Here is a 21,370-nt window from a genome sequence, read left to right as displayed (position 1 = left end):
CCGGGCCTCCGCCAACCCCCCCCCCCCCCCCCCCGGGTGGGGGGGCGGGGGGGGGGGGGGCGGGGGTCCCCCCCCGGCCGGCCCCCCGCGGGGGGGGGCGCCCCCCCGCCCGGATCCCGCGCGGGCCCGGGTTCCTCACCACCGACGACAAGGCACTCGCAAGTGAACATGCGCACCCACTGGCCGGTGCTGCCCCTTGTGGCAGGGCTGGCCTCCGGCCTGTTGACCGGCTGCGGAACGGAATCCGGGGAGAGCGGCGCGGACGGGAACTCCGTGGTCGTGGGGATGTCGGACGACGTCCTGGCCACCGACCCCGCCTCCGGCTACGACCCGGGATCCTGGCTGCTGTTCACCAACGTCTTCCAGTCGTTGCTCAGCTTCCCCAAGGGCGCCACGGAACCCCAGCCCGAAGCCGCCGAGGAGTGCTCCTTCTCCGACGCCGGGGCCACCGTCTACACGTGCACGCTGAAACCCGGCCTCACGTTCAGCAACGGTGACGAACTCACCGCCGCGGACGTCAAGTTCTCCTTCGACCGCATGCTGAAGATCGACGACCCCGACGGTCCCGCCGTCATGTTCTCCACCCTGGACAAGGTCGAGACCCCCGACGAGCGCACCGTCGTCTTCCGGCTCAACACCCCGGACGCCACCTTCCCGAGCAAGATCGCCTCCGGCGCCGGCTCCATCGTCGACGAGGACGCGTACGACGCCGACGGCCTGCGCGAGGACGGCGAAGCCGTCGGCTCCGGCCCCTACAAGCTCGACGCGTTCAACGACGACGAGGCCGTCTTCACCGTCAACGAGAACTACAAGGGCACCGCCGAGGTGGAGAACAGCGGCGTCACCCTGAAGTTCTTCCGCGGCGACCAGCAGCGCCTCAAGCGGGCCCTGCTCGCCGACGACGTCGACATCGCCTACCGGGGCCTCAGCGCCGGCGACATCGCCGACATCGAGAAGGCCGGCACCGACTCCTCCGGCGTCGAGGTCGTCGAAGGCAGCAGCGCCGAGGTCCAGCACCTCGTCTTCAACATGGACGACCCGGTCGCCGGACAGCTCGGTGTGCGCAAGGCCATCGCCTACCTGCTCGACCGCGACGCCCTCATCCGGGACGTCCACGAGGGTACCGCCACCCCGCTGTACTCGATCATCCCGGCCGGCATCGGCGGCCACAACACCGCCTTCTTCGACACCTACGGCGCCCGCCCCTCCCGCGCCAAGGCCGCCGCCGCCCTGCGGAGCGAAGGCATCACCGGCAAGGTCCGGCTGACCCTGTGGTCCACCCCGTCCCGCTACGGCCCGGCCACCGACCAGCAGTTGAAGGCCATCGCCAAGCAGCTCAACGACAGCGGCCTCTTCCAGGCCGACGTCCGCTCCGTCGCCTTCGACCAGTACGAGAAGGACATCGCCAAGGGCAAGTACGGCGTCTACGTCAAGGGCTGGGTGCCGGACTACCCGGACGCCGACAACTTCACGGCGCCCTTCTTCGGCAAGGGCAACGTCCTCGGCAACAACTACGAGAACAGGCGCATCACCAACACGCTCATCCCCGGCACCGCCGCCGAGAGCGACCGCGCCGCCACCGACGACGCCTTCGGCCAGCTCCAGGACATCGTCGCCGAGGAACTGCCCATCCTCCCGGTCTGGCAGGGCAAGCAGTACGCCATCGTCCACGAGAACGTGTACGGCCTGGAGTACTGCCTCGACGCCTCCACCGTCTTCCGCTTCTGGGAGCTCAAAAAGGGCTGACCACCAGCCCCGGACCATGGCAGAGGGCGCCCCTTCCGAAGGGACGCCCTCTGCCCGTGCCCGGCCCTACTGCGCGCCCGGACGCACCAGCCCGCTCTCGTACGCGTACACCGCGGCCTGCACCCGGTCCCGCAGTCCCAGCTTCGTCAGCACATGCCCCACATGCGTCTTCACCGTGGTCTCGCTGACGAACAGGTCCGCCGCGATCTCCGCGTTCGACAACCCGCGCGCCACCAGCTTCAGCACCTCCACCTCACGCTCGGTCAGCGTGTGCAGGGTGTCCGGCACCGGCTCGTCGCCCGACGGCAGATGCGTGGCGTACTTGTCCAGCAGCCGGCGCGTGATGCTCGGCGCGAGCATCGCCTCACCCGCCGCGACCACCCGGATCGCCTGCACCAGCTCATGAGCGGGAGCGTCCTTCAGCAGGAAGCCGCTGGCCCCCGCCCTCAGCGCCTCCACCACGTACTCGTCCAGATCGAACGTGGTCAGCACCAGCACCTTCGCCGGACCGTCCCGCCCTGGCCCGGTGATCTGCCGCGTCGCCTCCACCCCGTCCATCCGGGGCATACGGATGTCCATCAGGACCACGTCGGGCTGCAGGGCCCGCACCTGGTCGAGGGCCTGCAGACCGTCACCGGCCTCACCGACGACCGCGAGATCCTGCTCGGCCTCCAGAATCATCCGGAACCCGGTGCGCAGCAGGGGCTGGTCGTCGACCAGTAGGACGCGGATGGCCACGTAAGTCTCCTTCGCTAGTCCGGCCCCATTCTGCCCTGCGCGCCTTCCCCGGACTCGCCCGCCCCGGCCACCGGCGCCAGCGGGTACGGCGGGGGAGTGCCGCCGAACTCCGGGCAGTGCTCCCGGTGATCGCACCAGCCGCACAGCTTCGTCGGCCGCGGCCGCCAGTCACCCGTCTCCGTCGCCAGCCGGATCGCCTCCCACAGCGCGAGCAGCTTGCGCTCCACCCGCTCCAGGTCCGCCATCACCGGGTCGTACGTCAGCACGTCACCACTGCCCAGATACACCAGCTGCAGCCGGCGCGGCACCACGCCCTTCAGCCGCCACACCACCAGGGCGTAGAACTTCATCTGGAACAGCGCGCCCTCCGCGTACTCCGGGCGGGGCGCCTTGCCCGTCTTGTAGTCGACGATCCGCACCTCACCCGTGGGCGCCACGTCGACCCGGTCGATGATCCCGCGCAGCCGGAGCCCCGACTCCAGCTCCGCCTCCACGACCAACTCCCGCTCGGCCGGCTCCAGCCGTGTCGGATCCTCCAGCCCGAACCAGCGCTCCACCAGCTGCTCCGCCTCGGCCAGCCAGGCCGCCAGCCGCTCACCCTCCGGATCGTCCGCGAACAGCTCCGCGACCTCCGGGCGGCTCTCCCGCAGCCGGTCCCACTGCCCCGGGATCAGCGACTTCGCGCGCGGCGCCGTCCGCTCCGCCGCGGGCGCGTCGAAGAGACGCTCCAGCACCGCGTGCACCAGCGTCCCCTTCGTCGCCGCCGGGCTCGGCTTCTCCGGGAGCCGGTCGATCACCCGGAACCGGTACAGCAGCGGGCACTGCATGAAGTCGCCGGCCCGCGACGGAGACAGCGACGAGGGAGCCCGGACGGGCGGCACACCGGCGGCTCCCTCCGCCGGCACCGCCCCAACCGTCTCCGCGGACCCCGCATGAACGGGCGCCCCCGCGGGGTACTCGTCCCTCATCGGCGGCGTCGTCCGCGTGACCTCGCCGCCGCCGTCCGCCGTGGTGCCCTCCGTGCTCGTCTCCATGACCACAGACCTTACGGCCCACCACTGACAGTGACCCAGCCGCGGGCACCGGCGGCCACCGGGGGAGCGGCCACTGTGGGGTGCCGGGGCGGACCCCGTAGGGACGGCCGCATACCATCGACTCGAGACCTTCCGCACGGCAGGCGCGGACGACGCATCCATCGAGGGGACACCGTGGACGAGAGCGGCGGGAGCGGGAAGCCGCGCTCCGGGACCGACGAGCCGACCGAGAACCGCACGGACCGGCCGGCCCCCGATCCCGGACGGCCCGACGCGCCCACCGGCCCCGGCCGACCGGATGCGCCGCCCGCCCCCGAGGATCCGCAGCACCGGGACGCCGGCGACGAGAGCGCCGCACAGCCACCGGAGGAGCCGCACCCCGACGGCCCCCACCCCCAGCACGACGACCGCGCCTTCGCCCACTCCGCCGACACCAAGCCGCGCCCGCCGAGGCGCCCCCGCGACCCCAGAGGCGGACTGCTCATGGGCCGGCCCTTCGGCGTGCCCGTCTACGTCGCCCCCAGCTGGTTCCTCGTCGCCGCCCTGATCACCTGGGTCTTCGGCGGCCAGCTCGAGCGCGTCCTGCCCGAGCTCGGCGCCGCCCGCTACCTCGTCTCCCTCTTCTTCGCCGTCGCCTTCTACGCCTCCGTCCTCATCCACGAGCTCGCCCACACCGTCGCCGCCCTGCGCTTCGGCCTGCCCGTGCGCCGCATCCAGCTCCAGTTCTTCGGCGGCGTCTCCGAGATCGAGAAGGAAGCCGAGACACCCGGCCGGGAATTCGTCCTCGCCTTCGTCGGCCCCCTGCTCTCCCTCGTCCTCTCCGGCGTCTTCTACGGCGCCCTGCGTCTCGTCGAACCCGGCACCGTCCCCGGCGTCCTGCTCGCCGGACTGATGATCTCCAACCTCATCGTCGCCGTGTTCAACCTGCTCCCCGGCCTCCCCCTGGACGGCGGCCGCATGCTCCGCGCCGTCGTCTGGAAGATCACGGGCAAACCCATGAGCGGCACCGTCGCCGCCGCCTGGGTCGGCCGCGCCCTCGCCGTCTCCGTCCTCATCGGCCTGCCCTGGCTCACCCAGTCCGGCGCCCTCGGCTCCGAAGCCGTCGACAACGTCGGCATGGACACCGTCCTGGACGCCCTGCTCGCCGCCATCCTCGCCGCGATCATCTGGACCGGAGCCGGCAACAGCCTGCGCATGGCCCGCCTGCGCGAACACCTCCCCGAACTGCGCGCCCGCGCCCTCACCCGCCGCGCCGTCCCCGTCGAGGCCGACACCCCCCTCTCCGAGGCCCTGCGCCGCGCCAACGCCGCCGGCGCCCGCGCCCTCGTCGTCGTCGAAGCCGACGGCACCCCCCTCTCCCTCGTCCGCGAAGCGGCCATCGTCGGCGTCCCCGAACACCGCCGCCCCTGGGTCGCCGTCAGCGGCCTCGCCCAGGACATCACCGAAGGTATGCGCGTCTCCGCCGAACTCTCCGGCGAGGAGCTCCTCGACGCCCTGCGCGCTGCCCCCGCCACCGAATACCTCGTCGTCGAGGAGACCGGCGAGATCTACGGCGTCCTGTCCGCCGCCGACGTGGAACGCGCCTTCGTCAAGGCCATGGCCCGCCCCAGTTGACCACCCGCCGCCCGTGGTCGGCGGCCTCCCCAAACGCCGGTAGGCTGTTCACATGTCCGAACCGACCGGTGCCGCCCGCAGGCGCGGCCCCTTCAAGGTCGGGGACCAGGTTCAGCTGACCGACCCCAAGGGCCGCCACTACACGTTCACGCTCGAAGAGGGAAAGAACTTCCACACCCACAAGGGTTCCTTCCCCCATGACGAGCTGATCGGCGCTCCCGAGGGCAGCGTTGTCCGCACCACCGGTAACGTCGCCTACCTCGCGCTGCGCCCCCTGCTCCCCGACTACGTCCTGTCCATGCCCCGCGGGGCGGCCGTCGTCTACCCCAAGGACGCGGGGCAGATCCTCGCCTTCGCCGACATCTTCCCCGGCGCCCGCGTCGTCGAGGCCGGCGTCGGCTCCGGCTCGCTCAGCAGCTTCCTCCTGCGCGCCGTCGGCGACCACGGCATGCTGCACTCCTACGAGCGGCGCGAGGACTTCGCCGACATCGCCCGGCAGAACGTCGAGCGCTACTTCGGCGGCCCCCACCCCGCCTGGCAGCTCACCGTCGGCGACCTCCAGGACAACCTCAGCGACACCGACGTCGACCGCGTCATCCTCGACATGCTCGCCCCCTGGGAATGCCTGGAGGCCGTCTCCAAGGCGCTCGTCCCCGGCGGCATCGTCTGCTGCTACGTCGCCACCACCACCCAGCTCGCCCGGACCGTCGAGTCCATCCGCGAGATCGGCTGCTTCAACGAGCCGACCGCCTGGGAGACGATGCTCCGCAACTGGCACATCGAGGGTCTCGCCGTCCGCCCCGACCACCGGATGATCGGGCACACCGGCTTCCTGCTCACCGCCCGCCGCCTCGCCGACGGCGTCGAGCCGCCCATGCGCCGCCGCCGCCCCGCCAAGGGCGCCTACGGCGAGGACTACGAAGGCCCCAACGCCGACCGAGGCGCCGGCCGCTGACCCACGGCCCGCACCACCGACAACGCGAAGGCGCTGGGGTGGAGTTCCCTGCACCGCCCGGGAACTCCACCCCAGCGCCCTTTCGTTCGCGGCCCCGCCCACTCGGCCCGACCGTAACCGGACCAAGTACCCACCCCGCCGTTCCCTCGCACTGTGACGTGTGGCACGATGCTGGCCACCCCCACCGGCACAGCCCTCACAGGAGACGCTCCTAGTGCAGCAAACCGCCGTCCCGGAACTGGCACACACCCACACCCGGCCCATCCACTGGGTCGCCACCGCCACGGCGCTCGCCGGTGTCGTGGCGCTCTCCAGCGTCCTCCAGCCCGACTCGGCGACCGCGGCCCAGCCGACCGCCGCCGACGCCAAGCACGCCCCCGCGGCCGTCGCACCCCCCGACCCAGCCAAGGCCGACTTCCCGCTCACCTGCGGGCCGGTGAAGGCCGTCGTCGTCAAGAAGGCCACCGGAGACCTCGACGGCGACCACCGCCCCGAGACCGTCGCCGTCGTCCACTGCGACTCGCCCATGGGCACCCCGCCCGACGGGGTCTACGTCCTGACCCAGGCCGCCGGCGCCACCGCGCCCCGCCTCGTCGCCACGCTCATCGACCCCAAGGACAGCATCACCGTCCGTGACATCGCGGTGCGTGACGGAGCGGTCGCCGCCCACCTCTACGGCTACTCGTCACCGGACGTCCCCCGCTGCTGCCCCGACGTGAACGAGAGCGCGAAATGGCAGTGGAAGAACGGCTCGTTCGTGCGCTCGACACCCGCCGGAGCACAGAGCGTCTGACCCCCGTCACACAGCGTGTGAGAAATCAGACAGGCATAACGAGCCGTGCGCGCACGCTCACTCGGCGTCCGGGCCGAACACCTCGACCTTGTCCAGAACGCGGCGTACATGGATGCACTCGCCCGGACACTCCCGCGCCGAGTCCACCACATCCGTGAGGAGCGGCAGCGGCACGGGCGTTGTCGCCCCCTCCGTCTGCAACAGCTCGTCGTCGGCGCTCTTCACGTAGGCCAGACCGTCGATGTCCAGCTCGAACACCTCAGGCGCATACTGGGCACAAATACCGTCACCGGTGCACAACGCCTGATCGATCCAGACCTCTAGTGCCCCACCCTCGACCCCGGCCGCCTGCTCCACGCTCATCTCTCCCACCGCTTCCCCCGCCCAGCCGCACGGGAATCCGGCCAGCTCCGACGGGTGTTGAACACCTCGACACTACCCCTGCCTGGGTTCCAATCATGTGCGGTGGGTATTCCCCTGGCGTGAGGGAGAGCGCAAGGGTGAAGATCGGACACACCTCGACCGTCTTTGTGATCTAGGGGTTTCAATCGACACCCACCCAGGTAGGGTCTGGAAGCGTCCAGCTCCCCTTGGAGGAGGTGAGGACCGTGGCAGCCCACGACGACGACATGAACCGCGGCATCCGCCCGGGACGAGGGTCCGACGACCCGGCCGGGCAGATCGCCTACCTTGAGCAGGAGATCGCCGTCCTGCGACGCAAGCTCGCCGACTCTCCGCGGCACACGAGGATTCTCGAAGAGCGGATCGTCGAACTGCAGACCAACCTGGCCGGCGTGTCCGCCCAGAACGAGCGACTCGCGAACACGCTCCGTGAGGCCCGCGACCAGATCGTGGCCCTCAAGGAGGAAGTGGACCGGCTCGCCCAGCCACCGGCCGGCTTCGGTGTCTTCCTGCAGGCCAACGAGGACGGCACCGCCGACATCTTCACCGGAGGCCGCAAACTCCGCGTGAACGTCAGCCCGAGCGTCGAACTCGACGACCTCCGGCGCGGCCAGGAGGTCATGCTCAACGAAGCCCTCAACGTGGTCGAGGCCATGGAGTTCGAGAGCGTCGGCGACATCGTCACCCTCAAGGAGATCCTCGAGGACGGCGAACGCGCCCTCGTCCTCGGGCACACCGACGAAGAGCGCGTCGTACGCCTCGCCGAACCCCTGCGCGGCGTCAACATCCGCCCCGGCGACGCCCTCCTGCTCGAACCCCGATCCGGTTACGTCTACGAGATCGTCCCCAAGAGCGAGGTCGAAGAACTCGTCCTCGAAGAAGTCCCCGACATCGGCTACGAGCAGATCGGTGGCCTGGGCGGCCAGATCGAGGCCATCCGCGACGCCGTGGAACTGCCCTACCTCTACCCGGACCTGTTCAAGGAGCACGAACTGCGCCCGCCCAAGGGCGTCCTGCTCTACGGGCCCCCCGGTTGCGGAAAGACGCTCATCGCCAAGGCCGTCGCCAACTCGCTGGCCAAGAAGGTCGCCGAAGTCACCGGCCAGGCCGCCGGCAAGAGCTTCTTCCTCAACATCAAGGGACCCGAGCTTCTCAACAAGTACGTCGGTGAGACCGAGCGGCAGATCCGCCTCGTCTTCCAGCGCGCCCGGGAGAAGGCTTCCGAGGGCACACCCGTCATCGTCTTCTTCGACGAGATGGAGTCCCTCTTCCGCACCCGCGGATCCGGCGTCAGCTCGGACGTGGAGAACACCATCGTCCCGCAGCTCCTCGCCGAGATCGACGGCGTGGAGGGCCTGCAGAACGTGGTCGTCATCGGCGCCTCCAACCGCGAGGACATGATCGACCCCGCCATCCTGCGCCCCGGCCGGCTCGACGTGAAGATCAAGATCGAGCGTCCCGACGCCGAGGCCGCCAAGGACATCTTCGGCAAGTACCTCACCGAGCGCCTCCCGCTCCACTCCGAAGACCTCGGGGAGCACAGCGGCGACAAGTCGATGACGGTCCAGAGCATGATCCAGACCGCCGTCGAGCAGATGTACGCCGAATCCGAGGAGAACCGCTTCCTGGAAGTCACCTACGCCAACGGAGACAAGGAAGTCCTCTACTTCAAGGACTTCAATTCCGGCGCCATGATCGAGAACATCGTCGGCCGCGCCAAGAAGATGGCGATCAAGGACTTCCTCGAGCACAACCAGAAGGGCCTGCGCGTCTCCCACCTCCTCCAGGCCTGCGTGGACGAGTTCAAGGAGAACGAGGACCTGCCCAACACCACCAACCCGGACGACTGGGCCCGCATCTCCGGAAAGAAGGGCGAACGGATCGTCTACATCCGTACCCTCATCACCGGAAAGCAGGGCGCGGACACCGGACGCTCCATCGACACGGTGGCGAACACCGGGCAGTACCTGTAAAAGGCAGGGCGGCTGCGGGCTCCCCACCGGGAACCCGCAGCCGACTGTTTTTCCGGCCACGCCGGACCGAAGGCGACCAACGCAATGACGCAAATGATCTCCCCACCAGCGCAAAGGCGTTCTAGGCTCTTCCATACCGCAGAGTCGCGCAGTGCGGGGACGGGCACCGCACACGCCACCGAGCGCCAGCGGTATCTGCGCGGCGCCCACGACCGAGGGCGCCGCCGGGCAAGGAGGGCCGCATGACCGTACGGCGAGTAATGGGCATCGAGACCGAGTACGGAATCTCCGTCCCCGGCCACCCCAACGCCAATGCCATGCTCACCTCATCCCAGATCGTCAACGCCTACGCGGCGGCGATGCACCGGGCCCGCCGGGCCCGCTGGGACTTCGAGGAGGAGAACCCGCTGCGCGACGCGCGAGGCTTCGACCTCGCCCGCGAGGCCGCCGACTCCAGCCAGCTCACCGACGAGGACATCGGCCTCGCCAACGTGATCCTCACCAACGGCGCACGGCTCTACGTCGACCACGCGCACCCCGAGTACAGCGCCCCCGAGGTGACCAACCCCCGGGACGCCGTCCTCTGGGACAAGGCCGGCGAACGCATCATGGCCGAAGCCGCCGAACGAGCCGCTCAGCTGCCCGGCGCCCAGCCCATCCACCTCTACAAGAACAACACCGACAACAAGGGCGCCTCCTACGGCACGCACGAGAACTACCTGATGAAGCGGGAGACCCCCTTCTCAGACATCGTGCGCCACCTCACGCCCTTCTTCGTCTCCCGCCAGGTCATCACCGGCGCCGGCCGCGTCGGCATCGGCCAGGACGGCCACGAACACGGCTTCCAGATCAGCCAGCGCGCCGACTACTTCGAGGTCGAGGTCGGCCTCGAGACGACACTCAAACGGCCCATCATCAACACCCGGGACGAGCCCCACGCCGACGCCGAGAAATACCGCCGCCTCCATGTGATCATCGGCGACGCCAATCTGTCCGAGATCTCGACCTACCTCAAGCTCGGCACCACCGCGCTCGTCCTGTCCATGATCGAGGACGGCTTCATCGCCGTCGACCTCGCCGTGGACCAGCCCGTCCGCACCCTCCACCAGGTCTCCCACGACCCCACGCTGCAGCGCCTCATCACTCTGCGCAGCGGCCGCACGCTCACCGCGGTGCAGCTCCAGATGGAGTACTACGAGCTGTCCCGCAAGTACATCGAGGAACGCTACGGAGCCGACGCCGACGAGCAGACCAAGGACGTCCTCACCCGCTGGGAGGACACCCTCAACCGGCTCGAGCACGACCCCATGAGCCTCGCCGGCGAACTCGACTGGGTCGCCAAGCGCGAACTCATGGAGGGCTACCGGCGCCGCGACGGCCTCGACTGGGACGCCGCCAAGCTCCACCTCCTCGACCTCCAGTACGCCGACGTACGGCCCGACAAGGGCCTCTACAACCGCCTCGCCGAGCGGGGCCGCATCAAGCGCCTCCTGGACGAGGAGACCGTCCAGCGGGCCAAGACCAAGCCGCCGGAGGACACCCGCGCCTACTTCCGCGGCCGCTGCCTGGAGCAGTACGCCGACGACGTCGCCGCGGCCTCCTGGGACTCGGTCATCTTCGACCTCCCCGGACGCGACTCCCTCCAGCGCGTCCCAACCCTCGAACCACTTCGCGGAACGCGAAATCATGTCAAGGAGCTCCTGGACCGCTGCCGCAGCGCGGAAGACCTGGTCAGGGTCCTGTCGGGTCACTGAGGGGTACTCGTGCCGGGCCGGCCGAGGACCGGCCCGGCAGGGTGGAAAACCCGGCGGCCGGGAATCATCGAGATGGCCCCCGTACGTTGGAGAAACTGCGGGGCCGATGTCGGACCCGGCTTGTAGGGTCTGATCATCACCGATCGGCAGGAAAGCCGACCTGTCGACCATGTCGGGCGAACTGAGCGGGGTGAGGGATATGGCAACCAAGGACACCGGCGGCGGACAGCAGAAGGCCACGCGCTCCACCGAGGAGGTCGAGGAGCAGGCCGCGGAGACACAGGCCTCGGAAGACCTCAAGGAGCGCCAGGAGAAGCTGAGCGACGACGTCGACTCGGTCCTGGACGAGATCGACGACGTACTCGAGGAGAACGCCGAGGACTTCGTTCGATCGTTCGTGCAAAAGGGCGGCGAGTAGCCTTCAAATCGAAGGATTCGGGGGGCTCTCAGTTTGTGAACGAAGGCAGGTGGCGCGCTGCTCGCGGTGCGGGGAGGTCGGGCCGCGAGCAGCGTTCGCCACGAGCTGCTCGACGCCGGACGGCTTGCATGCCCGGTGCCCGGCTCCGGCCGTTCATGTGGATCATTGCCATGAGACGGGTAGGGTCCGTGGCGTACTGTGCTTCAACTGCAATTCGGCCATCGGCAAGTTGGGGGACGACCCTGACGCCGTCCGCCGGGCCGCCGCTTACTCGGAAGGAATCGCGTGGAAGCCAACACTCGTAGCACCGGGCGTCTACCAGCTGCCTTCCTGACGCCCGGGTCGTCCTCGTTCATGGACTTCCTCGCCGAGCAACAGCCCGAGCTGCTGCCCGGCAAGCGTCAACTGCCGCCCACGCAGGGTGTGATCCAGGCGCCGCACGGCACCACGATCGTCGCTGTGACGTTCCCGGGCGGTGTGGTGCTCGCCGGTGACCGGCGGGCCACGATGGGCAATATCATCGCGCAGCGGGACATCGAGAAGGTGTTCCCGGCCGACGAGTACTCGGCGGTGGGGATCGCCGGCACGGCGGGTCTGGCCGTGGAGATGGTGAAGCTGTTCCAGCTGGAGCTGGAGCACTTCGAGAAGGTCGAGGGCGCGCAGCTGTCGCTGGAGGGCAAGGCGAACCGGCTGTCGACGATGATCCGGTCGAACCTGGGCATGGCGATGCAGGGCCTGGCCGTGGTGCCGCTGTTCGCGGGGTACGACGTGGACCGTGAGCGGGGCAGGATCTTCTCCTACGACGTCACGGGCGGGCGTTCGGAGGAGCACGGGTACGCGTCCACGGGTTCGGGTTCGGTCTTCGCGCGGGGCGCGATGAAGAAGCTGTTCCGTGAGGACCTGAGCGAGGCCGAGGCCACGACGCTGGTGGTGCAGGCCCTGTACGACGCGGCTGACGACGACTCGGCGACCGGTGGTCCCGATGTCGCGCGCCGGATCTATCCGATCGTCACGGTGATCACCGAGGACGGTTTCCGTCGGCTCGGCGACGAGGAGTCCTCCGAGATCGCGCGTTCCGTCCTGGAGCGGCGTCTGGAGCAGCCCGACGGTCCGCGGGCTCCGCTGCTGTAGCGGCTGGTCCGGTTTTTCCAGGTGATCGTGTGACTTCGACAGAAAGGGACGGATAACCGGTGTCGACGCCGTTCTATGTGTCACCCCAGCAGGCGATGGCCGACCGGGCGGAGTATGCCCGCAAGGGCATCGCGCGTGGTCGCAGCCTCGTCGTGCTGCAGTATGCCGACGGCATTGTGTTCGTCGGTGAGAATCCGTCCCGTGCGCTGCACAAGTTCAGTGAGATCTATGACCGGATCGGTTTTGCGGCCGCCGGTAAGTACAACGAGTACGAGAATCTGCGGATCGGTGGGGTGCGGTATGCCGATCTGCGGGGTTACACCTATGACCGTGACGATGTGACGGCCCGGGGTCTGGCGAACGTGTACGCGCAGACGCTGGGCACGATCTTCTCGTCGGCGGCGGAGAAGCCGTACGAGGTGGAGCTGGTCGTCGCGGAGGTGGGTGAGACTCCGGAGGGTGACCAGATCTATCGGTTGCCGCACGACGGTTCGATCGTGGACGAGCACGGTTCGGTCGCGGTCGGTGGCAACGCGGAGTTGATCAGCAGCTATCTGGATCAGCGGCATCAGGACGGGATGAGCCTGGCGGAGGCCCTGCAGCTGGCCGTGCAGGCGCTGTCGCGGGAGTCGAACGGTTCGCAGCGGGAGATTCCGGCGGAGCGGCTGGAGGTGGCGGTGCTCGACCGTACGCGTCCGCAGTCGCGGAAGTTCAAGCGGATCGTGGGCCGTCAGCTGGGCCGGCTGCTGGAGGCCGGTGGCGCGGCCACGGAGGCGGAGAGCGCGGACGAGTCGGACGAGTCGGAGGGGTCGTCCGGCGGTTCGGAGAAGTAGCCGGCCCTTTCACCCCGCTTGTGTGCCCCGGTCGCCCGCGCGGCCGGGGCACCGGTGTGTCCGGGGACGTTCAGGAGGTCCTGGGAGGTGCCGTGGAGCCGCGGACGACGAGCTGGACGGGGATGTCCCCCTGTTCCGGTGTGCGGCCTTCGAGGACGGCGAGGAGGGCCTGCATGCCGCGTTCGCCGAAGAGCTCGGCGTCGAGGCGGACGGTGGTGAGTTCGGGGTCGATGGCGGTGGCGAGGGCGAGGTCGTCGAGGCCGGTGACGGAGATGTCGTCGGGGACGCGCAGCCCGAGGCGGCGGACGGCCTTGTAGGCGCCGGCGGCCAGTTTGTCGTCGTCGCAGACGATGGCGGTGGGGTGGGGGGCTGCTGCGGCGAGGGCGCCGGCGGTGGCGGTGCGGGCCGCGTCGATGGAGATGGGGGCGTGTGCGACGCGCAGGGTGGTGCCGGGTGCGGCGGCGAGGCGGGTGGTGAGTTCGCGGGCGCGTACGTCGAAGGTCCAGGAGGGGATGCCGGCGGCGAGGTGCAGGAAGCGGCGGTGGCCGAGGCCGAGCAGGTGGTCGGTGATCTGGCGGACGCCGTCGGCGATGTCGAGGTTGACGGTGGCGGCCCCGAGGCTGCCTGCGGGGTCGCTGTCGAGCATGACGAGGGGGAGCTGGTCGCCGCGGATGGTGGTGAGGGCGTCGGCGGCCATGGAGGAGGCGATGACGCCGTCCAGGGCGGCCTGGGCGGAGGCGAAGGGGTCGCGGGCGGGGCCGATGCCCTCGGGGGAGGGGTAGAGGACGACGCCGAAGCCGTGCCGGGCGGCGACGCGGGCGGCTCCGGTGTAGACGCCCGCGAAGAATTCGGTGGTCAGGGCGGGGACCACCAGGAGCACGGTGCGGGTGTGGCCGAGGCGGAGGTTGCGGGCGGCGAGGTTGGGCCGGTAGCCGAGGCGGCGGGCGGCCTCGCGGACGCGTTCGGCGGTGGCGGGGGAGACGCGGCCGCGCCATTTGTCGCCGAGGACGAGTGAGACGGCCGCCTGGGAGACTCCCGCGGCCTGGGCGACGTCCCGGCTGGTGGGGCGGGTGCTGCCTGCTGCCACGGTGGGCCTGCTCTTTCGTCTGGACTGCGAACAGCGCACATGGTACGTATGACGAGAGACGTTATACGTAAAACTTCCGAAGGGCAGGGCGGCCGATGACCGGGGCTTACCTGGAGGTCCTCAGGGCGAGGCACGCCGCCCGGCTGCTGGTGGGCACGCTGGTGGGCCGGCTGCCGAACGCGGTGGCGGCGCTCGCCATCGTGCTGTTCGTGCGGGCGGAGGGCGGCTCGTACAGCCTGGCCGGGGGACTGGCGGCGGCGTACGGCGTGGCCAACGCGGTGGGCCAGCCGGTGCTGGGGCGGCTGGTGGACGTGTTCGGGCAGCCGCGGGTGCAGCTGCCGGCCGCCGTCGCGTCGGCCGTCGCGACGGCCGTCTTCGCCGTCGTGGGCATCGGCGCCCTGGGGGCGGCGTACGCGGCCGTGGTGGCGGCGGGGCTGTTCACACCGCCGCTGGAGGGCGGTCTGCGGGCCCTGTGGTCGTCGGTGCTGCCAGGGCAGGGGCAGGTGCACACGGCGTACGCGATGGACGCGGTGGCGCAGGAGGTCATGTTCACAGTCGGCCCGCTGCTGCTGACGCTGGGGGCGTCGCTGTGGTCGGCGCAGGCCGCCCTGGTGCTGCTGAACGTGATCGGCGTGCTGGGGGCGCTGTCGGTGGTGGTCTCGCCGCCGTCGCGTGCCTGGCGTTCGGAGCCGCGTGAGGCGCACTGGCTGGGGGCGCTGCGGTCGCCGGGGCTGCTCGCGCTGTTGGGGGCGTTCCTGTTCGTCGGCATGGCGATGGGGTCGATCGCGGTCGCGGCGATGTCCTACGCGGACGACCACGGCGGGGACGTGGTGTACGGCTGGCTGATGGCCGGCCTCGGGCTGGGCGCGCTGCTGGGCGGTGTGGTGTACGGGGCGCGGCAGTGGGGCGGTGAGCCCGCGCGACGACTGCGGACGCTGGTGGCGTTCCTGGCGGTGTGTTACCTGCCGCTGACGCTGATGCCGGGCGTGGTGGCGATGACGGCCCTCGCGGTGCTGGCGGGGGTGTTCCTGGCGCCGTCGATCGCGTGCGCGTTCGTGCTGGTGGACCGGCACGCCCCGCGGGGCACGGTGACGGAGGCGTTCTCGTGGCTGGTGACGACGTTCACGGTGGGCGCGTCGGTGGGGACGGGTGTGGCCGGGCCGGTGGTGCAGGCGGGCGGGGCGCTGTGGGGGTTCGCGGTGCCGGGGGCGGCGGGGGCCGTGTCGTTGCTGGTTCTGGTGGCCACGGGGCGGGTCCTCGCAGCTCCCGGACGGGGGGCGCTCGTTGCGGCTTCATCGGAAAATGATCCGAACCGTGCTGTCGAACCCCGTTTCAGCTCAGGGGATCGGGCGTAATGTTCAGTCATGGACCGCCGCATTTTCGGGCTGGAGAACGAGTACGGCGTCACGTGTACGTTCAGGGGACAGCGCCGCCTGTCTCCCGACGAGGTGGCGCGGTACCTCTTCCGCCGTGTCGTGTCATGGGGCCGCAGCAGCAATGTCTTTCTGCGAAACGGCGCCCGCCTCTATCTTGACGTGGGCTCACATCCGGAATACGCGACACCCGAATGTGACAACGTGACCGAGCTGGTCACCCACGACAAGGCCGGCGAGCGCATTCTCGAAGGACTCCTGGTAGACGCGGAACGACGCCTGCACGAGGAGGGAATCGCGGGCGACGTCTACCTCTTCAAGAACAACACGGACTCGGCCGGAAACTCCTACGGCTGCCATGAGAACTATCTGGTGGCACGCCATGGCGAGTTCTCCAGGCTCGCGGACATCCTCATCCCGTTCCTGGTGACCCGCCAGCTGCTGTGCGGCGCCGGGAAGGTGCTGCAGACGCCGCGCGGTGCGGTGTACTGCGTGAGCCAGCGGGCGGAGCACATCTGGGAGGGCGTCTCCTCGGCGACGACGCGTTCCCGGCCGATCATCAACACGCGGGACGAGCCGCACGCGGACGCGGAGCGCTACCGGCGGCTGCACGTCATCGTCGGCGACTCGAACATGTCCGAGACGACGATGCTGCTGAAGGTCGGCGCCACCGACCTGGTGCTGCGCATGATCGAGGCGGGCACGGTGATGCGGGACCTGACCCTGGAGAACCCGATCCGGGCGATCCGCGAGGTCAGCCATGACATCACGGGCCGGCGCAAGGTGCGTCTGGCCAGCGGCCGGGAGGCCTCGGCGCTGGAGGTGCAGCGCGAGTACTACGAGAAGGCCGTGGACTTCTGCGAGCGCCGCGGTATCCGTACCGGGACGGTCGAGCAGGTCCTGGAGCTGTGGGGCCGGACGCTGGACGCGATCGAGACGGAGGATCTCGACCGCATCGGCACCGAGATCGACTGGGTCATGAAGTACAAGCTCATCGAGCGGTACCGGGCCAAGCACAACATGACGATGTCGCATCCGCGGGTCGCGCAGATAGACCTCGCCTACCACGACATCCACCGGCGCCGTGGGCTGTACTACCTGCTGGAGAAGAAGGGGCAGGCGACCCGGATCTGCAACGACTTGAAGATCTTCGAGGGCAAGTCGGTGCCCCCGCAGACCACTCGGGCCCGGCTGCGCGGCGACTTCATCCGCCGGGCGCAGGAGCAGCGCCGGGACTTCACGGTCGACTGGGTGCATCTGAAGCTGAACGACCAGGCACAGCGCACGGTGTTGTGCAAGGACCCGTTCCGTTCGGTGGACGACCGGGTGGAGAAGCTGATCGCCGGAATGTGAGGCGGGCGCGGTCCGGCCGGACTGCCGGACCGCAACACGGGCGCCGTACGTTTACCGTACGGCGCCCTTCCCACGCCGTAGAGTTGCGCGCACGCCTGTCCGCAAGATCGACTGATTACGAGGCCCCCACCGTGCGCCGACGCTCCCTTCTCATCGCCGTACCCGCAGGAATGGTCACGCTCGCCGCTTGCGGTGACGACAAGGACTCGGGGGGCGGGGCGAGTGACAGCGTGTCGCCGTCGGCGCCGGAGCAGTCGGCCGCACCGTCGCCGAAGATCGTGGACGGTCCGCTGCCGGCGATCACGGCGGGCACGAAGTTCGGTCAGAAGCCCAAGGTCGCCAAGGGCGAGGGGGAGCCGTCGAAGGACCTGGCGGTGCGCACGGTCATCGCGGGCAACGGCAAGACGGTCGCCGAGAACGACTACCTCCAGGCGAACTACCTGGGGCAGATCTGGGCGACGGGCAAGGTCTTCGACAACTCCTACGACCGCAAGGCACCGCTGCTGATCCAGCTGTCGCAGGGCCGCATCATCGACGGCTGGCGGTACGCGCTGGCCGGCAAGAAGGTCGGCAGCCGGGTCGAGATGGCCGTCCCGCCGACCTGGGGCTACGGCAAGGAGGGCAACGAGCAGGCGGGGATCAAGGGCACCGACACCCTGGTGTTCGTGGTCGACATCGAGAACTCGTTCAACGCGTCGAGCTCCGCGAAGGGCAAGAAGGTCCCCCAGGACGACCCGGACCTGCCGAAGGTCGGCACCAACACCGACGGCAAGGCGCCCTCCATCAAGGTCCCGAAGACCGACCCGCCGAAGAAGCTGGTGTCGAGGTACATCCTGGAGGGTGACGGCGACGAGGTCGCCGCGGAGAACACCGTCCTGGTGCAGTACAAGGGCGTGCAGTGGGCCACCGGCAAGGAGTTCGACTCGTCGTACGCGGCGAAGCAGCTGGTGTCGTTCCCCCTGGCGCAGGTCGTCAAGGGCTGGTCGCAGGGGCTGACCGGCAAGAAGGTCGGCAGCCGCGTGCTCATCGTGATCCCGCCGGAGCTGGGGTACGGCGACCAGCCGCCGCAGGGCAGCGGCATCGCGAAGAACGCCACGCTGGTGTTCAGCGTGGACATCCTCGCCAAGATGTGACCCCACCCCGGGTGATGAAAGACTGACCGCGTTGTCTTTCCACGACAAGCATGGAGCGTAAGACGTGAGCATCGACAAGCCCGAGATCGACTTCCCGGGCGGCGAGCCCCCGGCGGACCTCGAGATCAAGGACATCTGGGAGGGCGACGGTCCGGTCGCGGAGGCGGGTCAGACCGTCACCGTCCACTACGTGGGTGTGGCCTTCAGCACGGGCGAGGAGTTCGACGCCAGCTGGAACCGCGGCACGCCGTTCCGCTTCCCGCTGGGTGGCGGCCGGGTCATCAAGGGCTGGGACCAGGGCGTGCAGGGCATGAAGGTCGGTGGCCGCCGTCAGCTGACGATCCCGGCGCACCTGGCCTACGGCAACCAGAGCCCGACCCCGGCGATCAAGCCCGGCGAGACGCTGATCTTCGTGGTCGACCTGCTCGGCGTCTGACCGTCGCGTCCGGTCGCCGCCTGTGATCGGGGGGCGACCGAAGCCGACTACCTGGGGTCCATGCCTGTCCGGGCATGGGCCCTCGGCTTTTGCCGCGCCCCCGCGGGGCGGTACGGTCATCGGTCGTAAGCACCATAAGGAAGGCGAAGGGCGTCGATGGCCATTGCCAAGGCCGAGCGGCTCATGAATCTGGCGCTGTGTCTGCTCGGGACGCGGCGGCCGCTGAGCAAGCGCGAGCTGCGTGAGTCCATCGAGGCCTACCTGGAGGCGGGCTCCGACGACTCCTTCAACCGGATGTTCGAGCGCGACAAGGACGATCTGCGCGAGCTCGGCCTGGTCATCGAGACGGTGGAGAACCTGGACGGCGAGGTCGGCTACCTGGCCCGCCGCGACAGCAACCGGCTGCCGCCGATCACCCTGGACGCCGAGGAGGCGGCCGCGCTCGGGCTGGCCGCGAAGGTGTGGCAGCAGGCCCGGCTCGCGGGCGCGGCCAGCGGCGCCCTGCAGAAGCTGCGCGCGGCCGGCCTGCCGGAGGACGTCGACCCGTACGAGCCGCACAGCGCGCTGGAGCCCCGTATCCCGGTGCACGAGGCGGCGTTCGAACCGCTGATGCTGGCGTGCCGGGACCGGCGGCCGGTCATGTTCGACTACCGCAAGGCCACCGCGGCCCGCCCCGAGCCCCGGCATGTGGAACCGTGGGCGCTGGAGTGCTGGCGCGGCCACTGGTACCTGGCGGGCTGGGACCGCGACCGGGGCGCCGAGCGGGTGTTCCGGCTGTCCCGGATCACCGGCAAGGTGCGCAGCCGCGGCGGCCGTTTCACCGCCGAGGTGCCGGACGTCGTGACCGTGCGCGAGACCGTGGCGAGCTGGGCGGGGGAGATCGCCGACCGGTCCGCGCTGATCCGGCTGCGCACGGGCTCCGGTTACCCCCTTCGGGCTAAGGCCACCTCGGTCCGGGAACTCGGGGACGGCTGGGACGAGTTGGAGATTCCGTACGGCCACGGGCTGGACGCCTGGCTGGTGGAGTTCGGACCGGACGTGGTGGTGCTCGAGCCCGCCGAGCTGCGGGCCGACGTGGTGGACCGGCTGCGTGCCGTGGCCAAGGGCTGAGGGGGAGCGGAGCAAGACAGTGGCAGGCAAACCGGTCAGACCCACGAGCGCCATCGACCAGACCCGGCGGATGCTCTCCCTGGTGACCTATCTGAAGGAGCGGCCCGGCGCGCGCGTCGAGGACGTCGCGCGTGCCTTCGGCATCTCCGAGGACGAGCTGGTCTCCGACCTCGATGTGCTGCCCATGTGCGGCACCAGCTTCCGCGGCGGTGATCTGCTCGACATCGACACCGACGGCGAGCGCATCTGGTGGCACAACGCGGACGACGTCGCCGAGCCGCTGCGGATCGCCGCCGACGAGGCGACCGCGCTGCTCGTGGCGGCCCGCGCGGTGGCCACGCTGCCGGGGCTGCGCGAGAGCGACCGGCAGGCGCTGCTGCGGGCCACCGCGAAAGTGGAGACGGCGGCCGGTGAGGCGGCCTGGGCCAGCGCCCGGCTGTCGGTGACGTTCGAGTCCGAGGGCGGGGTCTTCGCCGACGTCGACCGGGCGATCTCCGAGCGGCGCCGGCTGTGGATCCGCTACTACTCGCCGGCCCGTGACGAGGTGACCGAGCGGGAGATCGACCCGATCCGGCTGGTCAGCGTCGGCCACACCTATGTGGAGGCCTGGTGCCGGCGCTCGGAGGCGCGGCGCACCTTCCGGCTGGACCGGGTCGCCGAGATCAAGATCCTCGACGAGCCGTCCGCGCCGCCGGAGGTGGAGCTGCGGGACCTGTCCGAGGGGCTGGTGCAGCCCGCCGCGGAGGACCCGGAGGTCGTGGCCGAGGTCGGCCCGGGCGGACGCTGGGTCGCCGAGTACTACCCGCACGACAGCGCCGATGAGCTTCCGGACGGCGGGCTGCGTATCACCTTGCGTACGCCCGACCCGGCGTCCCTGCGGCGTCTGGCGCTGCGGCTCGGCCGGGACGGCCGGATCGTGTCGCCGTCCGGTCTGGCCGACAGTGCCCGGCAGGCGGCCCGCGAGGCGCTGGCGGCGTACGACGGGGTGGAGATACGGGGCGCGGGCGCGGCGCACGCGGTGCAGGACGGGCAGTAAGGGCGAAGCGGTCCGGCGGTCGGCCGGGCCGGCGGCACGGCAGCAGGCGACAGGCGGGAGCAGGACTTTGAACGAGTCGGCGACGTCCGGGGTGCGGGCAGTGACGGTGGCATCCGCTTTCGCCGGGATGAGAAGCGTGACCCCGGTGGTGTTCCGGGCGGGCTGCCCGGACTGCCGGGGCCGGTTCGAACTCGCCGCGCAGGCCCTCAGACTCGTCATCGGCGCCAGCAGCCGCACGACGTTCTACTCGTTCACGTGTCCCGCGTGCGGGGCCGGGGTCCGCAAGCCGGCGGGGGAGCGGATCGTGGAGCTGCTGACCGGCGGAGGCGTCAGCACCCTGCGGCTGCACTCCGCGCCCTAGGTGTATTGACCCGCAGCGTTGTTCACGCGGCTGATGGGTGGCTGGCCTGCGAGTGCGGTGTGGCAGCGGTGGTGGTTGTAGGTGTGCAGG

21 protein-coding genes are annotated in these 21,370 nt (G+C 70.1%); 17 read left to right on the top strand and 4 right to left on the bottom strand.

Going from position 1 to position 21,370, the window contains the following annotated elements:
- The first annotated feature begins 162 nt into the window (after window positions 1-162).
- Window positions 163-1,746 carry an ABC transporter substrate-binding protein gene (locus tag ACFRAC_RS16320; protein ID WP_382924553.1) on the top strand — a complete coding sequence of 528 codons (1,584 nt, stop codon included), beginning with the start codon at window positions 163-165 and terminating at the stop codon, window positions 1,744-1,746.
- 66 nt (window positions 1,747-1,812) lie between these two features.
- On the opposite strand, the gene ACFRAC_RS16315 is transcribed toward ACFRAC_RS16320, so the two are convergent.
- Window positions 1,813-2,484 carry a response regulator transcription factor gene (locus ACFRAC_RS16315; protein ID WP_062670896.1) on the bottom strand — a complete coding sequence of 224 codons (672 nt, stop codon included), beginning with the start codon at window positions 2,482-2,484 and terminating at the stop codon, window positions 1,813-1,815.
- Window positions 2,485-2,498: 14 nt separating this feature from the next.
- Window positions 2,499-3,518: a RecB family exonuclease gene (locus tag ACFRAC_RS16310; protein ID WP_382924552.1), complete on the bottom strand. Its 1,020-nt coding sequence runs from the start codon at window positions 3,516-3,518 to the stop codon at window positions 2,499-2,501.
- A 174-nt stretch (window positions 3,519-3,692) separates the two neighbouring features.
- Between ACFRAC_RS16310 and ACFRAC_RS16305 the strand changes: the two genes are divergently transcribed.
- From ACFRAC_RS16305 to ACFRAC_RS16295, 3 genes are all read left to right on the top strand, one after another.
- Complete coding sequence (locus ACFRAC_RS16305; RefSeq protein WP_382924551.1) at window positions 3,693-5,132, top strand: site-2 protease family protein; 1,440 nt, start codon at window positions 3,693-3,695, stop codon at window positions 5,130-5,132.
- Between the two features lie 52 nt (window positions 5,133-5,184).
- Window positions 5,185-6,087: a tRNA (adenine-N1)-methyltransferase gene (locus ACFRAC_RS16300; protein ID WP_382924550.1), complete on the top strand. Its 903-nt coding sequence runs from the start codon at window positions 5,185-5,187 to the stop codon at window positions 6,085-6,087.
- A gap of 214 nt (window positions 6,088-6,301) precedes the next feature.
- Window positions 6,302-6,880, top strand: a complete 579-nt coding sequence (locus ACFRAC_RS16295; RefSeq protein WP_382924549.1) for a hypothetical protein — start codon at window positions 6,302-6,304, stop codon at window positions 6,878-6,880.
- 57 nt (window positions 6,881-6,937) lie between these two features.
- On the opposite strand, the gene ACFRAC_RS16290 is transcribed toward ACFRAC_RS16295, so the two are convergent.
- Entirely contained in the window at window positions 6,938-7,243 is a 306-nt protein-coding gene (locus ACFRAC_RS16290) for a ferredoxin (RefSeq protein ID WP_382924548.1), read from the bottom strand.
- Between the two features lie 245 nt (window positions 7,244-7,488).
- Between ACFRAC_RS16290 and arc the strand changes: the two genes are divergently transcribed.
- From arc to prcA, 6 genes are all read left to right on the top strand, one after another.
- Window positions 7,489-9,255 carry a proteasome ATPase gene (arc, locus tag ACFRAC_RS16285; RefSeq protein ID WP_361339968.1) on the top strand — a complete coding sequence of 589 codons (1,767 nt, stop codon included), beginning with the start codon at window positions 7,489-7,491 and terminating at the stop codon, window positions 9,253-9,255.
- A gap of 242 nt (window positions 9,256-9,497) precedes the next feature.
- On the top strand, window positions 9,498-11,009 hold the full coding sequence (gene dop / locus ACFRAC_RS16280) for a depupylase/deamidase Dop (protein ID WP_382924547.1): 1,512 nt from the start codon (window positions 9,498-9,500) through the stop codon (window positions 11,007-11,009).
- A 199-nt stretch (window positions 11,010-11,208) separates the two neighbouring features.
- On the top strand, window positions 11,209-11,427 hold the full coding sequence (locus tag ACFRAC_RS16275; protein ID WP_030955201.1) for a ubiquitin-like protein Pup: 219 nt from the start codon (window positions 11,209-11,211) through the stop codon (window positions 11,425-11,427).
- A 49-nt stretch (window positions 11,428-11,476) separates the two neighbouring features.
- Window positions 11,477-11,761: an endonuclease VII domain-containing protein gene (locus ACFRAC_RS16270; RefSeq protein WP_382924546.1), complete on the top strand. Its 285-nt coding sequence runs from the start codon at window positions 11,477-11,479 to the stop codon at window positions 11,759-11,761.
- Complete coding sequence (gene prcB, locus ACFRAC_RS16265; protein ID WP_382924545.1) at window positions 11,713-12,558, top strand: proteasome subunit beta; 846 nt, start codon at window positions 11,713-11,715, stop codon at window positions 12,556-12,558. Before ACFRAC_RS16270 ends, prcB begins: the two co-directional genes overlap by 49 nt.
- A gap of 59 nt (window positions 12,559-12,617) precedes the next feature.
- The gene (prcA, locus tag ACFRAC_RS16260) at window positions 12,618-13,391 is read left to right on the top strand and encodes a proteasome subunit alpha (protein WP_382924544.1); all 774 of its coding nucleotides are present in this window, start codon (window positions 12,618-12,620) and stop codon (window positions 13,389-13,391) included.
- Between the two features lie 70 nt (window positions 13,392-13,461).
- On the opposite strand, the gene ACFRAC_RS16255 is transcribed toward prcA, so the two are convergent.
- The gene (locus tag ACFRAC_RS16255; RefSeq protein ID WP_382924543.1) at window positions 13,462-14,478 is read right to left on the bottom strand and encodes a LacI family DNA-binding transcriptional regulator; all 1,017 of its coding nucleotides are present in this window, start codon (window positions 14,476-14,478) and stop codon (window positions 13,462-13,464) included.
- 95 nt (window positions 14,479-14,573) lie between these two features.
- On the opposite strand from ACFRAC_RS16255, the gene ACFRAC_RS16250 reads away from it, so the two are divergent.
- From ACFRAC_RS16250 to ACFRAC_RS16220, 7 genes are all read left to right on the top strand, one after another.
- A complete protein-coding gene (locus tag ACFRAC_RS16250) occupies window positions 14,574-15,833 on the top strand; it encodes an MFS transporter (protein ID WP_382924542.1) in 1,260 nt (419 codons plus the stop codon).
- A gap of 9 nt (window positions 15,834-15,842) precedes the next feature.
- Window positions 15,843-17,204 carry a Pup--protein ligase gene (gene pafA, locus ACFRAC_RS16245; protein WP_055622880.1) on the top strand — a complete coding sequence of 454 codons (1,362 nt, stop codon included), beginning with the start codon at window positions 15,843-15,845 and terminating at the stop codon, window positions 17,202-17,204.
- Between the two features lie 131 nt (window positions 17,205-17,335).
- Complete coding sequence (locus ACFRAC_RS16240) at window positions 17,336-18,337, top strand: FKBP-type peptidyl-prolyl cis-trans isomerase (RefSeq protein ID WP_382924541.1); 1,002 nt, start codon at window positions 17,336-17,338, stop codon at window positions 18,335-18,337.
- A 64-nt stretch (window positions 18,338-18,401) separates the two neighbouring features.
- On the top strand, window positions 18,402-18,773 hold the full coding sequence (locus ACFRAC_RS16235; RefSeq protein WP_094055282.1) for an FKBP-type peptidyl-prolyl cis-trans isomerase: 372 nt from the start codon (window positions 18,402-18,404) through the stop codon (window positions 18,771-18,773).
- Window positions 18,774-18,929: 156 nt separating this feature from the next.
- On the top strand, window positions 18,930-19,883 hold the full coding sequence (locus ACFRAC_RS16230; RefSeq protein ID WP_382924540.1) for a helix-turn-helix transcriptional regulator: 954 nt from the start codon (window positions 18,930-18,932) through the stop codon (window positions 19,881-19,883).
- 19 nt (window positions 19,884-19,902) lie between these two features.
- A complete protein-coding gene (locus tag ACFRAC_RS16225) occupies window positions 19,903-20,919 on the top strand; it encodes a helix-turn-helix transcriptional regulator (protein ID WP_382924539.1) in 1,017 nt (338 codons plus the stop codon).
- Window positions 20,920-20,986: 67 nt separating this feature from the next.
- Window positions 20,987-21,280 (top strand): hypothetical protein, encoded by a 294-nt coding sequence (locus tag ACFRAC_RS16220; protein ID WP_382924538.1) that lies wholly within the window; start codon window positions 20,987-20,989, stop codon window positions 21,278-21,280.
- Window positions 21,281-21,370 lie beyond the last annotated feature (90 nt).

The sequence above is a fragment of the Streptomyces sp. NPDC056628 genome (genome assembly GCF_042792555.1).
In the GTDB taxonomy this organism is placed as follows: Bacteria; Actinomycetota; Actinomycetes; order Streptomycetales; family Streptomycetaceae; genus Streptomyces.
Note: the sequence above shows the minus strand (reverse complement) of the source record. Positions and strands in the feature narration are given on the sequence as shown.